Genomic DNA, 19,683 nt, shown 5'->3' on the forward strand with positions numbered 1-19,683 from the left:
CTTATTTTAATTGACGTATTGCCTATTTTTTATTGTTTGAAAGATATGCCGCTTGGCTAGTGTAGCATAAGCCAAAGCGAGATTTTATACAGCCATTGTCTTAGGATACGCCCTCCATTCGATCGATAATGATCTAAATGAATTCAAAGTGAGAACACGCCCTAGATTATTCTTGTCAGATTATCGCCATGAGCGCTCGGTGAGTCTGTTTTCGAGGGTGCACTTTCGCTAGCCTGACTTTCAGCCTTATACTGAACACAGTTTTTTTACTGTGACCTAGGTTTGTCTTCATAATGCCTAAAATAAGCTTACAAAAATCCATTTATAACTAACTGATTTTAAAGGATTAAACTCGTGAAACATTTTATAGCAAAATACTGTTACACATTTTGCTTGTTTCTTGGTTTAATAACGGTAATGAATCTTATTTTTGCCTGATATCGATAACAGTCACCCTATAATAATTATGATTGCTGTCACGGTGTTATGTGGGAATAAGCTATTTTTAGACATATTAAAAGGTTTAGTCATGATAGATGCAGACGGCTTTCGCGCCAATGTCGGTATCATCTTGGCAAATACACAAGGGCAAGTTCTGTGGGCAAAACGCATTGGTCACAACGCTTGGCAATTTCCGCAGGGCGGCATCGACCGTGGAGAGACGCCGATGGATGCGATGTATCGCGAACTCTGGGAAGAGGTCGGTTTACATCCGCGTCATGTGGACTTATTGGCAGTCACGCAAGATTGGTTGCGCTATCGCCTGCCAAAACGCTATGTCCGTCATGGACAGCACCCTTTATGTATTGGGCAAAAACAAAAGTGGTTTTTGCTGCGCTTAGATGAGCCAAATACTCAACACATCCGCTTTGATGAGGGAAAACCGGAATTTGACCATTGGCAATGGGTCAGCTACTGGTATCCACTCGGACAAGTGATTCACTTTAAACGCGGAGTATATCGTCGCGCCTTGCAAGAACTGGCACGCGAACTACCACTTAGACAAGAGCTTATTATTCCTGAGCAAGACAATCACTTGTTAATGGAGTAAATAGATAGTTTAATACAAAACACATGCTCACATTGATATCTAAAAAACGTAGATATTAATGTGGGCATTTTTATTTGGAATTTGCAGGATGATTGCGTTTATGGCTGATAAGTTCAGCAAGGATTTGTTTGTCTGATGCCCTATTTTGGCGTAAGGTTAAAATACTTTGAGTCCGTGTTCCGTAAGTGGGTTTGCTGGTTTCAGCATTGCCAAAAGCAACAGGCTCGATATAAACGGAAGACAAGGTCTGCTCAATCTCAATGCTCATACCCGTCTCTGGTAGTTGGTCCACTGGTGCTTTCGTATTATCTGACAATACAGTAAAAGCAGTTTCTTGCCAGTACTTAGGCGAGCTGTCCTCAGCAATCAAAGGTAACACCTCTTGCCGCAGCCTGCCACGTAGACGCTCGGTTTTAAACCAACTGTCCTCTGGCTGACCATTAGAGATGACATGAAGTCCTGCATGTAATGGTGTGGGTGCATGACCGCGATTATTAACGATGACGGCTTGTGCCGTATCACCAATAATAAGATTGAACCCAGCATAATCTTGCAGATTAATACTTCGGGCAAAATCCATCGGGCTTAAATCTCCCGTTAAAAACTCAGTCACGAGCGCACCACGTGAGCGCTCATCACTGCTTGCCTGCACACCATCACGAAAGTTCAATACCGCAGCCCAACGTCCATTCTGCTCATGATATTCTGGATTTTGTGCATGTGTTTCTTGCTGATGAATACCTAGCCATGTACCACCGCTTTGCTTATCACGGCCAGCATAAATAGGCTGATCAGACCATTGATGTAGCGGCTCAGTCGGACGCTGCAAAAACTCATCACGATTAGACAATAATACCAATGGCAACTCATCAAATAACTGCCAAGCAATGGCGACGATACACATAGCATTCCTTTTATAATAATTTTCTGTTGTACAAGTACTTGTTAGCAAAGGTAAAAGACCTCGTTTAAGGTTTTATTTGCTAATCAGGTCTCATCAGCCGTTATTTCTGATTTTTGTCATTCAAAAGCGGTGGCGTTGATAAATATAGATGCATGATGATTCCTCAGAAATTAATGCGATTTTTTCATCTTATCGGTTTTTTTATCGCTTTGCTATTCATTCAATCATCCATTCACTCATCCATTCACTCATCATAGTATTCGCAAGGGACGAATTTTGCTATTATGAGCAGCATTCTATTACCAAATTTATGATGCCCTTATGATGATACATCCTCAGTACGATCCTGTAGCGCTGTCTTTGGGTCCAGTAGAAGTGCACTGGTATGGCCTAATGTATTTATTAGCATTTGCCGCCGCCTTTGGTCTGGCTTGGTATCGCAGCACCAAACGTGACAATTGGAACACTGACATGGTGTCCGACTTGGTATTTTTTGGCGCACTTGGCGTCATTTTGGGCGGTCGTGTCGGCTATGTATTGTTTTATCAATTCGGTGAATTTTTACAAAACCCCGCTTACCTTTTCAAAGTCTGGGAAGGCGGTATGTCATTCCATGGCGGCTTGATCGGCGTCATGCTTGGTATGCTATATTTTGCTCGTAAGTATAAAAAGACACCATTCCAAGTACTAGATTTTGTCGTGCCATGCGTACCGACGGGTTTATTGTTTGGGCGCATTGGCAACTATATCAATGGTGAGCTGTGGGGCCGTGTCTCTGACGGCGGCTATAATTGGTTGACGTACTTCCCGCAAGCTGCATCTTTCGATATGCAGCAGTTACAGACCAATCCTGAGCTGCAAGAGCTAATGACCGAAGTCAATGGTCAGTATCTGTTACCTCGTCATCCTTCACAATTATATGAAGCGCTTGCTGAAGGTCTATTGCTATTCTTATTCTTATGGTGGTATTCATCAAAACCACGCCCTCGTATGGCAGCGACAGGTATTTTCATGTTGGGTTATGGCTTTAGCCGTTTCATTATTGAATTCTTTCGTCAGCCAGACATCGACCAAGGATTCATCCTATTAGGCTGGATGACCAAAGGGCAAATACTAAGCGCACCGATGATAATCATTGGCTTTGTCTTGCTAATTTATGCCTACAAACGCGGCATCTATGACTGGGGTAAGCAAGCTGCTTATTAGGACGTTCGAAAATGGATAAACAAATAGAAATAGAAACTGTTTTGACAAGATATATTCCATTTGTGAAACTAATATCTATGCTGGAACAGGGCTTTTTCATTCCAAAAGCAAACTTATTCACTGATAGCTGGGAAGGAAGTCTTCATTTATTCAATGGTGAAAAAGACAACTTTCAAACTGAAAATCAATTAATAGCTGCAAAAGAATGGGTTTATGTAAGCTGTTGGTACTTAGATGAGCCTGAATCTCATGCTATGTGGAATAGTTATGGACAATCTAACGATTCTTTAGCAATTCAAACTACTCATCGAAAATTCAAATTAGCATTTGGGCAATCTAGGATTGACATGCATGCTAGATTTTTCCCAGTAATGTATCAGAAGCCTAATAATGCCTGTCATTTATATGATGGAAAAAAGATACCTGATTGGTTTAGAGATAAATATACTGTACGCCACTCTATTTTTAATTATTTACCATTACAGTTATTTCACAAACATGAAGCTTTTTCTTTTGAAAATGAAGCAAGATTAGTACTAGTAGATAATGATGCGACACTAGAGAAGAAGAATAAAAGACTTGGCCTTCATTTTTCTATTAAAGATACCAGAGAAATGATAACGAAGATTATTTTACACCCCAATTCTTCAGCTTGGTTTGAAGATACTGTCCGCAAACTTATTAACGATACATATCAGCTAGATATTCCAATCTGTAAATCGTCGTTAGTTGGTCACAAAAATTAATCTAGCTGAACTTTAAAACCTCTTAAATATTTATTGAAGTTGAAGAATATGATTAGCACAAAGAACGAACAAGCCTATCTCGATTTGCTCCGTCTTGTCCTAAACGAAGGCACTGAAAAAGGTGATCGTACTGGCACTGGTACGCTCAGCCACTTTGGCGCTCAGCTACGTTTTGACTTAGCGTCAGGGTTTCCGCTATTGACCACCAAAAAAGTCCATTTTAAATCCATCGCCTATGAGCTATTTTGGTTTTTAAGTGGTAGTACTCACGTCGATTATTTACAAGCCAATGGTGTACGCATTTGGAATGAATGGGCTACTGTAGAGCAGACGGCTCGTTTTAATCGTCCTGCTGGTGACTTGGGCCCTGTCTATGGTCATCAATGGCGCAATTATGGCGCAACCAAAGATGAAAACGGCAATTACCATGCGGATGGTGTCGATCAAATCACCCAAGTCATCGAGCAAATAAAAACCAACCCCAATTCACGCCGTTTGATTGTGTCTGGTTGGAACCCTGGCGAAGCAGATCAAGTCGCCTTGCCGCCTTGTCATACCATGTTTCAATTCTTCGTCGCGGACAATAAACTGTCGTGCCAGCTCTATCAGCGCTCAGCAGATTTATTCCTAGGTGTGCCGTTTAACATTGCCAGCTATGCCCTGCTTACCCATATGGTCGCGCAAATATGTGGTCTAGAAGTAGGCGAATTCATCTGGACAGGTGGTGATTGCCATATTTATCAAAACCATCGTGAGCAGGTTGAGTTACAGTTGACGCGTTCGCTATATACACTGCCAACGTTGACGCTTAACCCTGAGGTTAATGATATTTTTGCTTTTAAATATGATGATATTAGCGTTGATGGCTATGAATCCCATCCTGCTATCAAAGCAAAAGTTGCGGTATAGCATCTTTCTGATTGACTGATTCAAATAAGATTAGCATTGTAAAAGATAATAAAAAGGATACGTTATGAGTTATGCCCACACCGAAGTCGCCCAAATCGCTGCTATCAGTAGTAACCGCTGTATCGGTAAAGACAATGCGCTGCCGTGGCACATCTCAGCGGACTTGCAGCATTTCAAAAAGATGACGACCAAACAAAATGATGATGGCATACAAGGTATCGTCATTATGGGTCGTAAGACCTTTGAATCGATGGGCAGTAAACCGTTGCCAAATCGAGTCAGCTTTATCATCAGCACTCAGATGGATTATGCTGAACAAAAAGGCCTTGTCGGTAAGACCAATGCTTATGTTACGCATAACCTAGATGATGCTCTCACACAAGCGGCCAGTCTGGCGCATGGCGCACATTTGGATACGATTTGGGTGATTGGCGGTGAACGCGTGTTTAAAGAGGCGATGATGTATACCGATCGTATTGAGCTGACCCATGTAGATACTGAGATCGCTGATGGTGAGGCTTTTTATCCTGAATTGCCAAGTGAGTTTGAAGCAGCAGAAGAGTCTGAGCAGATGCACGATGAAAAGAGTGCGTTGGACTTTAAATTTGTGACTTATGTAATAAAAACAGACTAGGTCAGTTGGTTATGAAAATGCTACCCTTTATTTTTGCTGGTATATTACTATCGGGCTGTCAGAGTCTAGCGATAAGAGAGCCTGTTATTAAGCCTGCTGAAGTGTTGCGTCAACCTCAGTTCACAGTTCCACACAGAGCAACTAGACGTTTGAACGCTGGTGAAGAATATGAAGTTGTCCTGAGCATGTTGATTGATAAATCTGGTCAAATTAGTTCCATTTCTGTTACTAAGTCATCAGGCATTCTATCATTAGACCGAGGTGCTCTACGTGATGCTAGAAAAATGATATTCAAAGCTGGTACTAAGGATAATGAGTTTATTACAACAAAAGTCACCTTACCCATTACCTATGTAATACCTTAGAGACTGTTTACCCCACCACTAAAAATTTAGACAGACGGATAGATAGGTAGAATGTAAACGCCTACTCATGCAGCACTTTATAAACCGTCTTTGCCAACACCGGACCAATACCTTGCACGCCTGCCAGCTCTTGTTGGGAGGCGCCAAGCAATTGCTGCATACCGCCAAAGTGATTGAGCAGGTCACGGCGGCGTTTTTCACCCAGTCCCGGTATCACTTCTAGCACTGATGATGAACGACGCTTATCACGTTTTTTACGGTGCGCCGTAATCGCAAAACGATGCGCCTCATCACGAATATGCATCAATAAATGCAGCGCTTTACTATCCATTGGTAGATCTAGCGGCTCATGATCGATAAAGTGCAATACCTCAAGCCCAGCCTTGCGCCTTTCCCCTTTTGCCACACTAATGAGCAAAGTATCACCAAGAATACCCAACTCAGTCAATACTTCTTTAGCAATACCAAGCTGACCTTTACCACCATCAATAAGCAACAGATCTGGCAACGGCTGCTTCTTATAACGCCGTGTCAGCACTTGTTTCATCGCTGCATAGTCATCACCACCTACGATGTCATGGATGGCATACTGACGATAATCACGGCGACGCGAGCCACCTTGGTCGAAGACCACACAACTACCAATGGTCGCTTCACCCATCGTATGTGAGATATCAAAACACTCAATCCGATCAATGGTTCGCTCAGTGACATCAGCCAATACATCTTTTAATGCACCAAAGCGTGCATGCAATTCTAAATAATCGCCCAGCTTGGTTTTTAGCGCGTTATTGGTGTTCAGTTTTGCCAAATCCAGCCACTCTGCACGATGTTCACGTACATTAGTTTTGATGACGACTTTGCTACCAAAATGCGTCGCCAATGCCTCACTCACTGCCACTTGATCAGGCAGCTCATGAGTTAGCATAATTTCTGCTGGCAAGTCATCGGTTACTTGAAAATAGAAAGAAGTAATAAAAGCAGATAAATTATCTGCGAGCGATTCACTGCTGTCGACATCAGGGAAGTAATTTTTACCACCCAGTACGCGCCCGCCACGGACAGTCAGTACGTTGACACACGTCATGCCTGCCTGACTGGCAATCGCAATCACATCGGCCTCACCTTGTACGGTATAGACAGCTTGCTTGGCTTGCACTTCACGCAGCATAGACAGCTGATCACGATAAAAAACCGCTTTTTCAAAGTCTAACTCTTCAGCTGATGCTTCCATCTTTTCAATCAGCGTGGTGTGAATATCGCTAGAATCACCCTTCAAAAATCGAATCGTATTGTTGACGTCCTCTGCATACTCTTCTGCTGATACCAGACCCACGCAAGGCGCACGGCAACGCTTAATCTGATACTCAAGACAAGGACGTTTACGCTGCTTAAAAAAGGTATTAGTACATTGACGCATTTGAAACATTTTTTGCATCAGCACCAGTGTCTCTTTTGCTGCATGAGCAGATGGAAACGGCCCAAAGAATCGACCTTTTTGATGATTGCCTTTACCGCGACCATACGCCAATCTTGGATAAGGCTTATCTGCTGAGATAAACACATAAAGATAAGATTTATCATCACGCAGTAGCACGTTATAAGGTGGACGATATTCTTTAATCAGATTTTGCTCAAGTAACAGCGCTTCCGTCTCACTGCGGGTAATGATGGTTTCAATATTATGAATTCGCGCCACTAATGCTCGTGTCTTAGGATGATCGATCGTCTTTGCAAAATAGCTGTTTACGCGGCTTTTCAGTGATTTAGCCTTGCCAACGTATAAGATATCACCGTTTTTCCCCAGCATTTTATACACGCCTGGCAAATTTGGTAGGCGCTGAATTAAATGCTTAAGACGGGCTTTTTTATCATCGACAGGGCTCGATTCTGAGACATTAACCATAGAATTTATTGCTCTTAAAAGTCTTATAATACTGCTAGTTATGGGGCGGGAGTCATTGTTTTACAAGCTAATTATTATCATAGGATCACCCATAAAAAAGCCAGCTTTCGCTGACTTAGTTTGTTCTATTATCGTTTATTCAGCAACATACTACTAATGACGGAAGTTTGCCATCAATGCTGGGATGCCTGGCAACATACCAACGATAGCCATCACGCCAGTCAATACCACAAACATAATACCGGGTATGATCCAGCGGCTCATCTTAGTCAAATTGGCACTACGTTCTTTAGAGCCAATCAAGCCTAGATTATCCAGTAATAGCGTGAGTGACCAACCAAATGCCGGATTTACCAATGCAGAAGCAAACACCACAATAGCGGCAGACTGCGTAGTTTTACCTTCACGCGTCATCTCCATACCAGCTTCAAGCAGTGGAATGAACACCCCAACGATCAATGCCACACACATCACTGGCTGCCAGATGGCCAAATCCATTGGATAGCCCCAAACACCTGCGATAATACAGAACAATGCCGTCAATAAGGCACCAGCAGGTATCGGACGCTTGGCAATCGCTGCTGGGACAATATAAGTGCCCCACGATGACGCAAAGTTAGCACCGCCCAATACAGAGCCGACGACCTGACGAAACGAAGCGCTGGTCATTGTGTCATCGATGTCCATGAGCACTTTTTCAGTACGTTTAGGATAGCTGATTTTTTGAAAGACCTGATGGCCTAAAAAATCTGGTGACCACATAGCAACGGCCAAAATAGCAAATGGTAGTACAATAATAAAGCTCTCAACTGTCGGTAATCCTAGCATCCAACCAGTATTTTCACCCCACCAATACATCGGGTTCATATTCGGCAGACCTGGTGCGGTTTTGAATTCAAAGGGTGCGCCCAATGCAAAGGCAAGACCACCACCTAAGACACAGCTTAGCGGTACAGCGAGCCAGCGTTTTTGCCAGTGTTCAAGTAACGCATATAACAGGATAGTGGCCAGAATAATAAAGAAAGCAATGTGCGACATGCCAATACTCTCTGACCATGCAAACAAGTTTTTAACCTGTGAGGTCGTCCCGATAAACCCTAAGTAAATCAAGAGGCCACCGCACACACCTTTACTGGTTAAATTGGCCAGTAAGCTTCCCCCTTTGCTAATAGCAAGCAGTAAGCCGAAAGCACCGATGAGCAGACCAAACGCCATTGGGTGGCCACCAGCAGCTACAACGATAGGAATAAGGGGAATGAGGGGGCCGTGAGTACCTGCGAGGTTGGCTGTCGGGAGCAGAAAGCCTGAAAATAAGATAATAAAAAATGAAACAATTAATAGCTCATAACGCACGTTTTCTAAAACAAACGCATCGCCCAAACCAAGTGGACCTGCAAATGTTGCAGCAATCGCACCTACCATAACCACTTTGCCAATCGTCGCAGCCATTGCAGGAATAGTGTCTTCATATTCAAAGCGATAATCACGAAATGGTAAGTTGGGACGCCAGCGTTTGGGCTGCATGATTTGCAATTCATGATTCAGATAATCATCACGACTATCAAAGCTTGAACTCGGCTTGTGCAAATCGACATAGCTACCTGATGAATCTGTGTCGTAATCTGACGGGTTTGACGGCTGTTGATTAGACCCTGGAGAAGGGATCTGAGTGTTACTCATCACATTTCCTTGTGTCGACTGAGGCTTTGGTTAACTGATAATTCAATAGTGAAAATTTATGTGACTAAAGCGTTCATTAAAAATTGCAAGCTATTGTATGACATGAGAACTTGAAATGCGAACTTAGAACCATTTAAAGATACTGTATATCTCATTATAATATATAAATTAAAGTTTCTATTTAGCACGATATTGAACTTAATAGGAAACCATGAGGAAAAAACACATCTAATATAGGCTTTAAATTAAAATAAATGACCTTTTTCTTAACAATTATCTATATCTGAACATTGGTTATCACATAAATAAATACTAAAGATAATTATACTAAATATTTTATGGTAACTTTAAAATAACCAGAGAAAATCCATGTTAGTTACGCTTTAAGGCTAGCGGTCTTGGTGTTTTTTACTTATGATAAATACCCCCTAATGATTATGCGCAATACAAATATCTTTCAAATAATCAGCTGTATCAAAATAAATAGAAAAACTTAGAAGCAATAACAGGATAAGTTCATGCGTTTACTACCATCCAATTTTGAGACATTAAAACGTCGGGCTAAACAAAGCATCATGCCATTACTGACACCACATTTACTTAAGCTACGCATCAATACCTATGCGCCTTATATCGGTGCAGGTATCAAAATCGATCATATCAATCTCGATCAAGGTCTGTGCGTCGTCAGTATGGGACTTAATGCTTTGAACAAAAATATCGTCGGCACTCAGTTTGGTGGTAGTTTATATTCGATGGTTGATCCATTTTATATGATTATGCTCATGCACCAGTTAGGTAGCAGCTATGTCGTATGGGACAAAAGCTCACATATCGACTTTGTCGCGCCGGGTAACAGTAAAGTGATCACTCGGATGAAAATCCCCAGTGCTGAAATCATCACTATTCAAGAACTGGCCAAAGATGGTGATGCGGTCTTTCGTGAATATCAGGCCGATATCTTTGATGATCAACAAAAACTGATCGCCACTGTCACCAAAACTATCTACATCCGACTGCGTAAGTACAGCAAATCTAAAGACCAAAGTAGTCGTATAGATAATTTTGATGATGAAGGTTAAAGCGTAATGAACATGTCATTTTCAATTCAAATTTAAAACCACACATACAAAAACCCCAACCTAGCTTTCGCATAGATTGGGGTTCCGTCTTTTTTGGTATGGCCCGCTTATTTATAAATAAACCTATGAATAAGGGCTTGTATCTACTCTCGCCTTACCTATCATCAACCGTATAATCATACGGCTAAATAGGCATGGCAAACTTGTGCTTAAATACCAGGTGCAGTATCAACTGCATCAGGTACGCCAGCGCTAGTTTTTTTCTTAGCAACTGGACGAGCACCAAGTTTTTCGCGGATACGGGCTGATTTACCAGAGCGTTCACGTAAGTAGTATAGTTTCGCACGACGAACCGCACCACGGCGTTTCACTTCGATGCTTTCAATGATTGGTGAATGCAGCTGGAATGCACGCTCAACACCGATACCGCTTGAGATTTTACGAACGGTAAATGCTGAGTTTAGACCGCGGTTACGCTTAGCAATTACAACGCCTTCAAAAGCCTGTAAACGCTCACGCTCACCTTCACGTACTTTTACTTGAACCACAACGGTATCGCCGGGTGCAAAGTTTGGGCGCTCAAGCAATTGAGCGTTTTCGATGACCTGAACCAATGGATGCTTGTTGCTCATGAGAGTTATCTCCTCACATTAGATAATAGAGGCTTAACGCATATCACCTGTTTGTAATAATTAATCGCATCTCTTTATAGTGAGACACAACGTAAATGGGTTATAACCAACGGCCACTATGCGATGACTCGTTTTATTAATGCTCAAAATTCTATTTCTTAACCGTTTATCAAATGTGACAAAAAAATCAGATTTCAACAATCTATTTTTTATCTGCTTTTGCCAATGCTTTTAACCACTTCGCTTGCGCTACCGTTGGTGTGAACGCTTGCCATAAGTCTGGACGACGCGCTTGCGTACGACTGACTTGCTGACTAAAGCGCCACTTAGCGATGTTGGCATGGTGACCTGATAGTAATACTTCAGGAACAGCCATACCCGCAAAATCATGCGGTTTCGTATAATGTGGACAATCAAGCAAGCCATCGACGAACGAGTCTTGCTCAGCTGACTTGTCGTCACCCATGATATCTGGCAAACGACGTATCACACTATCCATCATCACCATTGCTGGCAGCTCGCCACCAGTCAACACATAATCACCCAGCGATACTTCCATATCGACATATTGCGCCAGTAAGCGCTCATCAATACCTTCGTAACGACCACATAATATAATCATGCCATCGTACTCAGTCATACTGACCACACTACTTTCGCTGAGCGTTTGTCCTTGTGGCGACATATAAATCACCGGACAATGCTCACTGTCGACACGGCAGCCATGTTGACTCGCTCGCAGGCGCGCATCCTCGATAGCTTTTGACAATGGCTCAGCCATCATCACCATCCCAGGACCGCCACCATAAGGGCGCTCATCAATACGGCGATAGTTATCAGTGGTATAATCACGTGGATTAATGCATTCAATCGTCACTTGCTCTTGAGTGACTGCTCGCCCCGTGATACCAAACTCACGAATCGTCGCAAACATCTCAGGAAAAATACTAATGACGGCAAAATACATCTGATGTCTACTTGCATTGTGGCTAAAACAATCGGTATGACTACCAATAACACTTGGCTAAAAAGCCAGATATTATATTAGTAATCACTTTGCCATGTAACCAGCACTGTTTTTTCGGCTATATTGACCTCTACAACAGTTTGCTTGTGCCATGGAATCAGGCGTTCTTCCTTATCTAAACTGTCTGAATTTGCCGTTACACGCATGATAGCGTGGGCGCCAGTTTCAAACATTTCAGTGATATTGCCTAAATATTCACCCTGCTCGTTCATCACGCGCAGACTGACCAAATCCGACCAATAATATTCGTCTTCAGCTGTTTCAGGCAGAATGTTTTGCTCGACCCAAACGGTAACACCGTTCATGGTCTCAGCAACATTACGATCAGGAACCTGCTCAAACTGAGCCACAATTCCTGTTCCTTGCTCACGCCATGCCTTTACAGTCAAAGGTTTCATGCCAGTGGCAGTTTTCATCCACCACGGCTTCATATCGAATATCGCTGTGCGATCATCCGTCTCACTGAATACCCAAAGCCAACCTTTGATGCCGTAAGGCTTTTTGAGCTGACCAATTTTCATAAGGGCACTAGCGTTTGGAACAGATGACATAGCAGCTAACCTAACAATGATTAAAACAGCAATTGCAAAAACAATTGTGTCAAAAGCGATAAACAGTTAATGGCGCACCCTGGTGAGACCAGTTACGCTATGTATTCTAAAGTCTACTGAGTGAGATCATAGTCAGACTATAAACGTCTCAGTAATAACCTAAACTTAAGCAGTTGCTTCAGTTTGAGCTGCAGACTTGTTGTAAGCTTTTGCTAATGAAGCAACTCGATCAGAAGGTTGTGCACCTTTTGCGATCCACGCGTTGTACGCTTCCATGTTTAGGCGTACTGCTTCTTCAGACTCTTTAGCGAGTGGGTTAAAAAAGCCGATGTTTTCAATATAGCGACCGTCACGCGCGCGGCGTTGATCAGCAACAACTACTTGATAAAATGGGCGTTTCTTGGCACCGCCCCGTGCTAAACGAATAACAACCATGTGAATTCTCTCTTTCGCAGGTATACCAAAAAGGGCATAATTATAGCACAGTCTTATTTTATTGAAAACATAAACTGTGCTTATTTAATTATTTATTAACAATAGCTTAAATGCACCTATATGTAAATTAAAATTATGAATCGTCAACGATTATGCAGCCCCGTTCTTGTGCGCTTAATTCTATTAAATCGCTAAAACACTGTTAGGTGGCTTTTTCATATTCTATTTAGGACATGTCATCTTAGAGCATGTCACAGTTAACACCTTGATACATTTGGCAGTCTTAAAGTGGCTAAATATAATTATGCAAATTTGAGCCACCAGCGTAGTTACTTGATTGTGCTACCCTACCGCCATCTATAATGGTCTAATAAAAACAGTCTACAATAGACCTTAATCCCCAATGTCGGCAACGTGATTGATTAGGGTCTTTTTAACACGACTTTATTCTATCACTTTATTATTTATCTACGTCTTGGACTCATATGATCATCCCAAACCCCAAACCACCTCGCAAAGGTTGGCTGCCACGCTCCTATTCGAACAGTTGGTTGACCACGTTGATGGTGGCCTTTATTGTCCTTATCAGTGTCGGCTTATCGATTGTGTTTTTTTGGCGCAGTCTTTATTTGCCAGAGCTAAAAAACCATGCGCGTTATCTGACCAGCGAGCTACGTTTGATGAATAGCGTCAATAGAGACTGGCAGGATAACCCTAAGGTACGGCAGTGGATATATCAACATTCGCACGTGGTGGTGGTCGACAATCCTAGTGACTTCCCACAAGTAGCAGATAAAGCGTTTGTGGGAGTTTTTACCGATGTATTGCAGTACGAAATCGGGGCACAGTTGGGTCGACCGGTTGAGGTATATTTTAAATTCAAACCAACGCCGCAGCTTTGGGTACAAGACAGCCGTGACACCAGTTTTTGGATTCGTGAACCCGTGGTTTATTATTCTCAATATAGCCCAGGATTGTTAGTACTATTCCTCATTGGATTGCCTATATTATCGCTGCTGACCATTATTTTATTAGCACGGCAATTGAATCGTCCACTGCGTTATTTACAGCGTGCGGCGACCAATTATATTCGCCTTGGTCACGCTACTACCTTGCCGACACGCAACGGCCCTACTGAAATTCGTCAAGTAAATATGGCGTTCAATCGTCTATTTACCACACTCAATCAAGCACAAAAAGAGCGCACGATTATGCTTGCGGGTATCTCGCACGATTTGCGCACGCCTTTGACTCGTATGCGCTTGACCGCAGAGATGCTACCGGATGATTTTTTTCGCGAGGGTTTGATTTACGATATTGAGGATATGGATGCGATTTTAGAACAGTTCATCTCATTTATGAAAGATGGCTCGGATGAACCAGTGCGCCTGACCAATTTAGACACCATATTTAATGAAATCATGGTGCAATTTGCGCCAATGAAATTTATTTATCAATCGGAATGTGACAAAGTAGTACCAGTGCGACCTCTCTCGATTAAGCGCTTGGTCATTAATCTGGTCAACAATGCCAATCGGTATGGCAAGCCGCCTATTTATCTTTCAGCGACGGTCGTACCAACGTTCATAGAAACAACTGAAGTAGAAGACAGCGACGTGGTTTCTGAAAATGAAGTCAATAAAGAAGCTCAAGAGCAGCTGATGATATGTGTAAGGGACTGTGGTGATGGCGTAGCAGAAGATCAATTAGAGCGCATCATGCAGCCTTTCGAACGCGGTGAGACAGCACGTACCACACAAGGTAGTGGACTAGGTCTAGCGATTGTTGACCGTATTGCACGGTTACATCATGGTACGGTTGAGGCAATCAATCATCCTGAAGGCGGACTACAAGTCTGTGTGCGTATCCCTTTGCTATCCAAGGTAGCAGGAGAGCAGACATTAGCGGCTAATACAGATAAAACGTCGAGGGCAGATACTACCTTTAATAAAGACCTATAAAAAATTGACAAAAGACGATTTCATAATCGTCTTCAAAAGTTGGTGTGATAACTTAGGGCGTGTTGAACATTCGACCATGGCACTGACAGATACTATTTTTTAGACAGTTCGACGTTAAAAATAGTAAGTTTAGTCATTCTAAGCGTCTGTTTTTAATAATGAAGTGGCAAAAAATAGTCCTGTCTCCCTTTGTTGGTATTAGAGCTGATGTTAAAACTGCTCCATACTGCGTTGTAAACCTAGTTAAGGCTCTAGCATTACCGTCGTTTTACGCCTTGTCTGGAGCAGTTTTAGCGATCAGCAGTGCCTATTTTTCAATGTTCAACACGCCCTAACTGTCTCAATATTTAGGCAACAAAAATTATTCCCGTACGCCGATAATCGGTGGAATATACTCAGCACTATTAGTGAACGCTAGGGGCTGAGTAATTTCATCCTGCGCGGCTTTGAGCGTTTGAGTCGTGGTTGGCTGCTGTAGAAATAAATAATAACCCAGTGTCAACGCATTCAGTAGTACCAAACCACCAAATAAATACGGCATCCTCTGCCCTCCTCTATTTTACAACTTATAAAACCTGTTATTACAGGTTTGCTACCAAAGCATCTCAGCTTAGTTCACCATATATTGAGCGCTTAGTCTATTTTTTGCTGGTCAAATACTCATAATTTTACAGACATAAAGTAGCTGCTTGCATTATTTAATCTCAAAATCACGGTCGCTTTTTTCTTGGGTTAATTGATCAGCAGCCAGCACTTGCGTCAAAGGTTTGATAGGCCATGTCATCACAAATCTAGCACCGCCAAGATCACGGCTTTCGTCTACCTTCATACTGCCATTAAACCAAAAGGCAATACGCGATACAATAGAAAGTCCTAGACCATAGCCACCAGAGGCTCGTGTACGGCTGTCATCTAAGCGTGAAAATGGAATAAACACTTTTTCGCGATCAGCCTCTGCAATACCTTGACCATCGTCCTCTACGCTGACAAAAGCATTGCCCTTTTTGATGCCCGCACTAATAATAATGGTCGTTTCTGCATAGCGTAAAGCATTACCCGCAAGGTTTTGAATGACACGGTGCAAATATCGTCTGTCTGCTACTGCTGTTACTTTAGGATTTGGCAGATTGGCGACGATTTTTATAGGTTTGCCTAAGGCATTGGTTTCGCGCTCAATCTGTTCGAGCAATTCTTTAAGATTCACCGGCTCTAGATCGAGTTTTGGTGAGCCTTCTTCAAGCTTAGCATAGGTCAAAATCTCATCAATGAGGCCATTGAGCGACTCAATATCTTCGTCAATATAATCACGCTGCATAAAACGTGAGTCTTCGTCATCGGTATCTGCTAGCATATCGACAGCAAAGCGAATACGAGCCACTGGCGTACGCAACTCGTGAGATACCGCGCGCGTCAGCTCTCGCTGCGACTCAATCAAACGCTTAATATGCGAGGTCATGGCATTAAACGTCGCTGACAGACGCGCAATTTCGTCTTGCCCAATGACTTGCACTTGGATATCAAGGTTACCTTGACTCACCTCATTAACACCGACTTGGATCAATTGTAATTTACGCTCGAGCGGAAAAATAAGCGCATAGACACCCAGACTGATCAAAAACATACTAATTAGAATCATACTGATAATCAGATTGAGCGGGAACCAATTGAACAAAGGAACCGGCCCAATCAGAATCGCCATATCGTTGATTTCAGATGGCACAATAATTTTGATAGATGAGTTACTTTTACTGCTATTGGTGTCTTGCAATAAAATGACCACTTCATCGCGGCGCAGACGCGCCATCTGATCCGTGTCCAACTCAAGCGTATTGACGGCTTTAAATGCCAAAGGAAAAGAGAACTTTTCTTCCAATTCAGCCAAGCGAGCACGCTTATCCGACAGCGTTATATGATAGGACAAATCATCCAGTAGGAACACGGCAATAGCACGTACTTGCTGCTCAGTGACTTGAGTAACTCTAGCGGTCAACACGCTTTTACTATCTGGTAGACGATAATAAACGTCTGCGTAGACGGGCTGACTCACATAACGCACAACGGTATTGCCGTTCTCAAAACGTCGCAATTCGCTGGCATTAAAATCGACTTTTTCAATCGGCACAACACTAAAAGTCGCGCCAAACAAACTACTGGCATCAGACAACCAGTACTCACGCTGCATCTCATTGTCTTGGTGTGCAATTCCTTCGCTGACCAAATGAAAAGCACCTGTTGCCATGCTTTCACGGTAGGATTGTACGCGCTCTTTATTAATGGTATCCATCAATAGTTGAGCAAATAATGCCACACACAAACAGACAATGAGTAGTCCAGCATAAATACGGACAAAAATACTATGTTTTAAAGAAGAGACTAATGACATACGTGCCGTGACCAACTTAGTAAATAATAACGACTGATAACATTTATCATATAAATGACGCAATATTAATGATATCGAACATCGTTGAATAGAGATAAACCCTGACCGCTATGTTTTGATTTTATGTGCCAGTAATCTGATTACCTATGCGCATCACATCTATTTAGTCAGCATCTATAATAATGGCTTAATTAAACCACATAACACCACATTTAAGTTCAAAAATTAAGATTTCGCCACAAAAAAACCAGCATCATTGCTGGTTTTTTTATCTAACTTACATTAACAATCAATCTTTGCATAAGCAAGACTGGCTAATTCAGTTAATGAATTAATTGCCTTCTTTGACAAATAAATAACCTTTACTACGTACGGTTTTGATACGTTTCGGATTTTCTGGATCATCACCGATTTTTGGACGAATACGCGAAATACGTACGTCAATCGAGCGATCTTGGCCATCATACTCAATACCGCGTAGACGCTCAAAAATATCTTCACGAGAGAGAATACGACCAGCATTAGAAGCCAGCAACCACAAAAGATCATATTCAGCACTGGTAAAATCGACCAACTCATCGCCTAAATTCACTGAACGACCACCATTATCGATGACCAATTCGCCAAATTCTAAGCGTTGTGGCACATCTTCTGATGGTGCATTTTCCGAGCGACGCAATAAAGCACGAATACGGGCAAGCAGTACACGCGGCTGAGCAGGTTTGGCGACATAATCATCGGCACCCATCTCAAGACCCAATACCTGATCCATATCTTCAGTACGCGCAGTCAACATCAAGATAGGGTTCTGATAGTGCGGACGTACCTCACGGCAGACTGTAAGCCCATCGCTACCAGGAAGCATGACATCAAGCACGACCAAATCTGGTTGTTCGTTGACAATGCGGCGAATGGCACGATTGCCATCAGTCTCAATTGCCACTTCTAAACCGTTTTTCACCAAGTAATCTTGGGTCAACATGGCCAGACGCTCATCATCCTCAACAATCAAAATTCGGGGGGTGTTGTCTTCTTCAGTTGTTGTCATTGTTATATCCTCTAATACATCTAATTTAAAAGCAGTAAAAGTAAGAGCGGTAAATTAATAGCGCCACCGAGTGGCACAATTGATGTTCGTATAGCTGTTACAAACTTGGTAGGACAGTATACTATTAAACATACAGCTTCCTATACTATAGCTTATAGTCGTTAACAAAACCTATAAACTACGACTATTAAAACTTTAGTTTGCGTCCAAGATTATATGATTTGTACTGCCAAAAAACCTAACACAGTCTCTATCAAGCAGTTAAGAGGCCAATAGGTATGAACCATCAAACCCTTAGATAAAGTAGCTCTAGTACGTTTTTGATATTCTTGGTAATTGTTGTCCAACAGCTAATATAGCGAGATATATGGATTGCCGCTAGTGACTTTTGCATAAAATTATTAATATTGGCTATCTATTAATTAAAAGGGCGGACTATATCGTGTATTTGTTCAAACCTAACACAGAAATCCCGCATTATAGTGAATAGTTTAATATTTCATAGCGAATAGCTTGATACATCGTACCACGACCTAAATTCACACCAAATAATGAGCAAAAAAAACAGCCCATGATGGACTGTTTTTTGAGATATAAGACTGGATTAAACGTAAAGTTTAACACTACAAATAATAAGACTAAGCACGGTTTTTGTACTTACGGATAGCTTGTAGCTGTCCTACGGACTCTGCCAATGATGCCAAGGCGGCGTTGGTTTGTACCGTATCTGATTGATTGACCAGCATTTGCTCTGCTTTTTTACGTGCTTCAACAATTTTGCTTTCGTCAAGATTATGGGCGCGCATCGCTGTATCAGCCAATACCGTGACCATTTTTGGTTGTACTTCTAGTACACCACCTGATACGTAAATCACTTCTTCTTCACCGTTTGGTGTTTGCACTCGCATCGCACCCGGTTTTAACAAAGTAATAAGCGGTGTGTGACCTGGCAATACACCAATCTCGCCTTCGGTACCAGTCGCTATTAACATGCTAATTTCGCCTGAATACAACTCTTCACGGGCACTTACGACGCGACATTGTAACGTTGCCATACTTAACTCCTTACTATCAAAACGCGATCAAAAAACAGTAAAAACTGCGATGCGTTACTGATGAGCAGATAAACGTATTATAGCCTATCTACTCGTTAGCCAATGCTT

The 19,683-nt window shown here is 42.2% G+C and carries 19 protein-coding genes; 8 read left to right on the top strand and 11 right to left on the bottom strand.

Annotated features, from left to right (window positions below):
• The first annotated feature begins 529 nt into the window (after positions 1 to 529).
• Positions 530 to 1,051, top strand: a complete 522-nt coding sequence (locus ACTQ9T_RS13725) for an RNA pyrophosphohydrolase (RefSeq protein WP_194620922.1) — start codon at positions 530 to 532, stop codon at positions 1,049 to 1,051.
• 70 nt (positions 1,052 to 1,121) lie between these two features.
• Here the strand turns inward: ACTQ9T_RS13725 and ACTQ9T_RS13730 are convergent, their stop codons facing one another.
• Positions 1,122 to 1,955 (bottom strand): NRDE family protein, encoded by an 834-nt coding sequence (locus ACTQ9T_RS13730; RefSeq protein ID WP_440465408.1) that lies wholly within the window; start codon positions 1,953 to 1,955, stop codon positions 1,122 to 1,124.
• Positions 1,956 to 2,276: 321 nt separating this feature from the next.
• On the opposite strand from ACTQ9T_RS13730, the gene lgt reads away from it, so the two are divergent.
• The 5 genes from lgt to ACTQ9T_RS13755 all read left to right on the top strand — a co-directional run bounded on the left by lgt (position 2,277) and on the right by ACTQ9T_RS13755 (position 5,815).
• The gene (lgt, locus tag ACTQ9T_RS13735; protein ID WP_440465409.1) at positions 2,277 to 3,161 is read left to right on the top strand and encodes a prolipoprotein diacylglyceryl transferase; all 885 of its coding nucleotides are present in this window, start codon (positions 2,277 to 2,279) and stop codon (positions 3,159 to 3,161) included.
• A gap of 11 nt (positions 3,162 to 3,172) precedes the next feature.
• A complete protein-coding gene (locus tag ACTQ9T_RS13740; RefSeq protein ID WP_440465410.1) occupies positions 3,173 to 3,907 on the top strand; it encodes a DUF2971 domain-containing protein in 735 nt (244 codons plus the stop codon).
• Between the two features lie 48 nt (positions 3,908 to 3,955).
• On the top strand, positions 3,956 to 4,816 hold the full coding sequence (locus ACTQ9T_RS13745; protein WP_440465411.1) for a thymidylate synthase: 861 nt from the start codon (positions 3,956 to 3,958) through the stop codon (positions 4,814 to 4,816).
• Between the two features lie 64 nt (positions 4,817 to 4,880).
• Positions 4,881 to 5,450: a dihydrofolate reductase gene (locus ACTQ9T_RS13750; protein ID WP_440465412.1), complete on the top strand. Its 570-nt coding sequence runs from the start codon at positions 4,881 to 4,883 to the stop codon at positions 5,448 to 5,450.
• Positions 5,451 to 5,461: 11 nt separating this feature from the next.
• Entirely contained in the window at positions 5,462 to 5,815 is a 354-nt protein-coding gene (locus ACTQ9T_RS13755) for an energy transducer TonB (protein ID WP_440465413.1), read from the top strand.
• Between the two features lie 61 nt (positions 5,816 to 5,876).
• Here ACTQ9T_RS13755 and uvrC read toward each other — a convergent pair whose 3' ends face one another.
• Positions 5,877 to 7,721 carry an excinuclease ABC subunit UvrC gene (uvrC, locus tag ACTQ9T_RS13760; protein WP_440465414.1) on the bottom strand — a complete coding sequence of 615 codons (1,845 nt, stop codon included), beginning with the start codon at positions 7,719 to 7,721 and terminating at the stop codon, positions 5,877 to 5,879.
• 153 nt (positions 7,722 to 7,874) lie between these two features.
• A complete protein-coding gene (locus ACTQ9T_RS13765) occupies positions 7,875 to 9,401 on the bottom strand; it encodes a DUF3360 family protein (protein WP_440465415.1) in 1,527 nt (508 codons plus the stop codon).
• A 518-nt stretch (positions 9,402 to 9,919) separates the two neighbouring features.
• Here ACTQ9T_RS13765 and ACTQ9T_RS13770 point away from each other — a divergent pair.
• Complete coding sequence (locus ACTQ9T_RS13770; RefSeq protein ID WP_189586018.1) at positions 9,920 to 10,483, top strand: DUF4442 domain-containing protein; 564 nt, start codon at positions 9,920 to 9,922, stop codon at positions 10,481 to 10,483.
• Between the two features lie 209 nt (positions 10,484 to 10,692).
• On the opposite strand, the gene rplS is transcribed toward ACTQ9T_RS13770, so the two are convergent.
• From rplS to rpsP, 4 genes are all read right to left on the bottom strand, one after another.
• Positions 10,693 to 11,115 (bottom strand): 50S ribosomal protein L19, encoded by a 423-nt coding sequence (gene rplS / locus ACTQ9T_RS13775; protein ID WP_010197927.1) that lies wholly within the window; start codon positions 11,113 to 11,115, stop codon positions 10,693 to 10,695.
• A gap of 202 nt (positions 11,116 to 11,317) precedes the next feature.
• Positions 11,318 to 12,082: a tRNA (guanosine(37)-N1)-methyltransferase TrmD gene (gene trmD, locus ACTQ9T_RS13780; protein WP_010197929.1), complete on the bottom strand. Its 765-nt coding sequence runs from the start codon at positions 12,080 to 12,082 to the stop codon at positions 11,318 to 11,320.
• 77 nt (positions 12,083 to 12,159) lie between these two features.
• On the bottom strand, positions 12,160 to 12,693 hold the full coding sequence (gene rimM, locus ACTQ9T_RS13785; RefSeq protein WP_010197930.1) for a ribosome maturation factor RimM: 534 nt from the start codon (positions 12,691 to 12,693) through the stop codon (positions 12,160 to 12,162).
• Positions 12,694 to 12,858: 165 nt separating this feature from the next.
• Positions 12,859 to 13,128, bottom strand: coding sequence for a 30S ribosomal protein S16 (gene rpsP / locus ACTQ9T_RS13790; protein WP_021812802.1), 270 nt, complete (start codon positions 13,126 to 13,128; stop codon positions 12,859 to 12,861).
• A 485-nt stretch (positions 13,129 to 13,613) separates the two neighbouring features.
• Here rpsP and ACTQ9T_RS13795 point away from each other — a divergent pair, with 485 nt between their 5' ends.
• Positions 13,614 to 15,089 (top strand): ATP-binding protein, encoded by a 1,476-nt coding sequence (locus ACTQ9T_RS13795; RefSeq protein ID WP_010197932.1) that lies wholly within the window; start codon positions 13,614 to 13,616, stop codon positions 15,087 to 15,089.
• 361 nt (positions 15,090 to 15,450) lie between these two features.
• Here the strand turns inward: ACTQ9T_RS13795 and ACTQ9T_RS13800 are convergent, their stop codons facing one another.
• From ACTQ9T_RS13800 to ACTQ9T_RS13815, 4 genes are all read right to left on the bottom strand, one after another.
• Positions 15,451 to 15,630: a hypothetical protein gene (locus ACTQ9T_RS13800; protein ID WP_026037138.1), complete on the bottom strand. Its 180-nt coding sequence runs from the start codon at positions 15,628 to 15,630 to the stop codon at positions 15,451 to 15,453.
• Between the two features lie 153 nt (positions 15,631 to 15,783).
• A complete protein-coding gene (locus ACTQ9T_RS13805) occupies positions 15,784 to 17,472 on the bottom strand; it encodes an ATP-binding protein (RefSeq protein WP_201590015.1) in 1,689 nt (562 codons plus the stop codon).
• Between the two features lie 331 nt (positions 17,473 to 17,803).
• Positions 17,804 to 18,520 carry a response regulator gene (locus tag ACTQ9T_RS13810; RefSeq protein WP_010197939.1) on the bottom strand — a complete coding sequence of 239 codons (717 nt, stop codon included), beginning with the start codon at positions 18,518 to 18,520 and terminating at the stop codon, positions 17,804 to 17,806.
• Positions 18,521 to 19,158: 638 nt separating this feature from the next.
• On the bottom strand, positions 19,159 to 19,575 hold the full coding sequence (locus ACTQ9T_RS13815) for a F0F1 ATP synthase subunit epsilon (RefSeq protein ID WP_010197949.1): 417 nt from the start codon (positions 19,573 to 19,575) through the stop codon (positions 19,159 to 19,161).
• Between the last annotated feature and the right edge of the window lie 108 nt (positions 19,576 to 19,683).

The organism is Psychrobacter sp. ASPA161_6, assembly GCF_051970285.1.
Lineage (GTDB): Bacteria > Pseudomonadota > Gammaproteobacteria > Pseudomonadales > Moraxellaceae > Psychrobacter > Psychrobacter glaciei.

Bases quoted from the DNA above. Each gene is read 5' to 3' on its own strand.
- ACTQ9T_RS13725 (WP_194620922.1), top strand. From the start codon at position 530: ATGATAGATGCAGACGGCTTTCGCGCCAATGTCGGTATCATCTTGGCA.
- ACTQ9T_RS13730 (WP_440465408.1), bottom strand. From the start codon at position 1,955: ATGTGTATCGTCGCCATTGCTTGGCAGTTATTTGATGAGTTGCCATTG.
- lgt (WP_440465409.1), top strand. From the start codon at position 2,277: ATGATGATACATCCTCAGTACGATCCTGTAGCGCTGTCTTTGGGTCCA.
- ACTQ9T_RS13740 (WP_440465410.1), top strand. From the start codon at position 3,173: ATGGATAAACAAATAGAAATAGAAACTGTTTTGACAAGATATATTCCA.
- ACTQ9T_RS13745 (WP_440465411.1), top strand. From the start codon at position 3,956: ATGATTAGCACAAAGAACGAACAAGCCTATCTCGATTTGCTCCGTCTT.
- ACTQ9T_RS13750 (WP_440465412.1), top strand. From the start codon at position 4,881: ATGAGTTATGCCCACACCGAAGTCGCCCAAATCGCTGCTATCAGTAGT.
- ACTQ9T_RS13755 (WP_440465413.1), top strand. From the start codon at position 5,462: ATGAAAATGCTACCCTTTATTTTTGCTGGTATATTACTATCGGGCTGT.
- uvrC (WP_440465414.1), bottom strand. From the start codon at position 7,721: ATGGTTAATGTCTCAGAATCGAGCCCTGTCGATGATAAAAAAGCCCGT.
- ACTQ9T_RS13765 (WP_440465415.1), bottom strand. From the start codon at position 9,401: ATGAGTAACACTCAGATCCCTTCTCCAGGGTCTAATCAACAGCCGTCA.
- ACTQ9T_RS13770 (WP_189586018.1), top strand. From the start codon at position 9,920: ATGCGTTTACTACCATCCAATTTTGAGACATTAAAACGTCGGGCTAAA.
- rplS (WP_010197927.1), bottom strand. From the start codon at position 11,115: ATGAGCAACAAGCATCCATTGGTTCAGGTCATCGAAAACGCTCAATTG.
- trmD (WP_010197929.1), bottom strand. From the start codon at position 12,082: ATGTATTTTGCCGTCATTAGTATTTTTCCTGAGATGTTTGCGACGATT.
- rimM (WP_010197930.1), bottom strand. From the start codon at position 12,693: ATGTCATCTGTTCCAAACGCTAGTGCCCTTATGAAAATTGGTCAGCTC.
- rpsP (WP_021812802.1), bottom strand. From the start codon at position 13,128: ATGGTTGTTATTCGTTTAGCACGGGGCGGTGCCAAGAAACGCCCATTT.
- ACTQ9T_RS13795 (WP_010197932.1), top strand. From the start codon at position 13,614: ATGATCATCCCAAACCCCAAACCACCTCGCAAAGGTTGGCTGCCACGC.
- ACTQ9T_RS13800 (WP_026037138.1), bottom strand. From the start codon at position 15,630: ATGCCGTATTTATTTGGTGGTTTGGTACTACTGAATGCGTTGACACTG.
- ACTQ9T_RS13805 (WP_201590015.1), bottom strand. From the start codon at position 17,472: ATGTCATTAGTCTCTTCTTTAAAACATAGTATTTTTGTCCGTATTTAT.
- ACTQ9T_RS13810 (WP_010197939.1), bottom strand. From the start codon at position 18,520: ATGACAACAACTGAAGAAGACAACACCCCCCGAATTTTGATTGTTGAG.
- ACTQ9T_RS13815 (WP_010197949.1), bottom strand. From the start codon at position 19,575: ATGGCAACGTTACAATGTCGCGTCGTAAGTGCCCGTGAAGAGTTGTAT.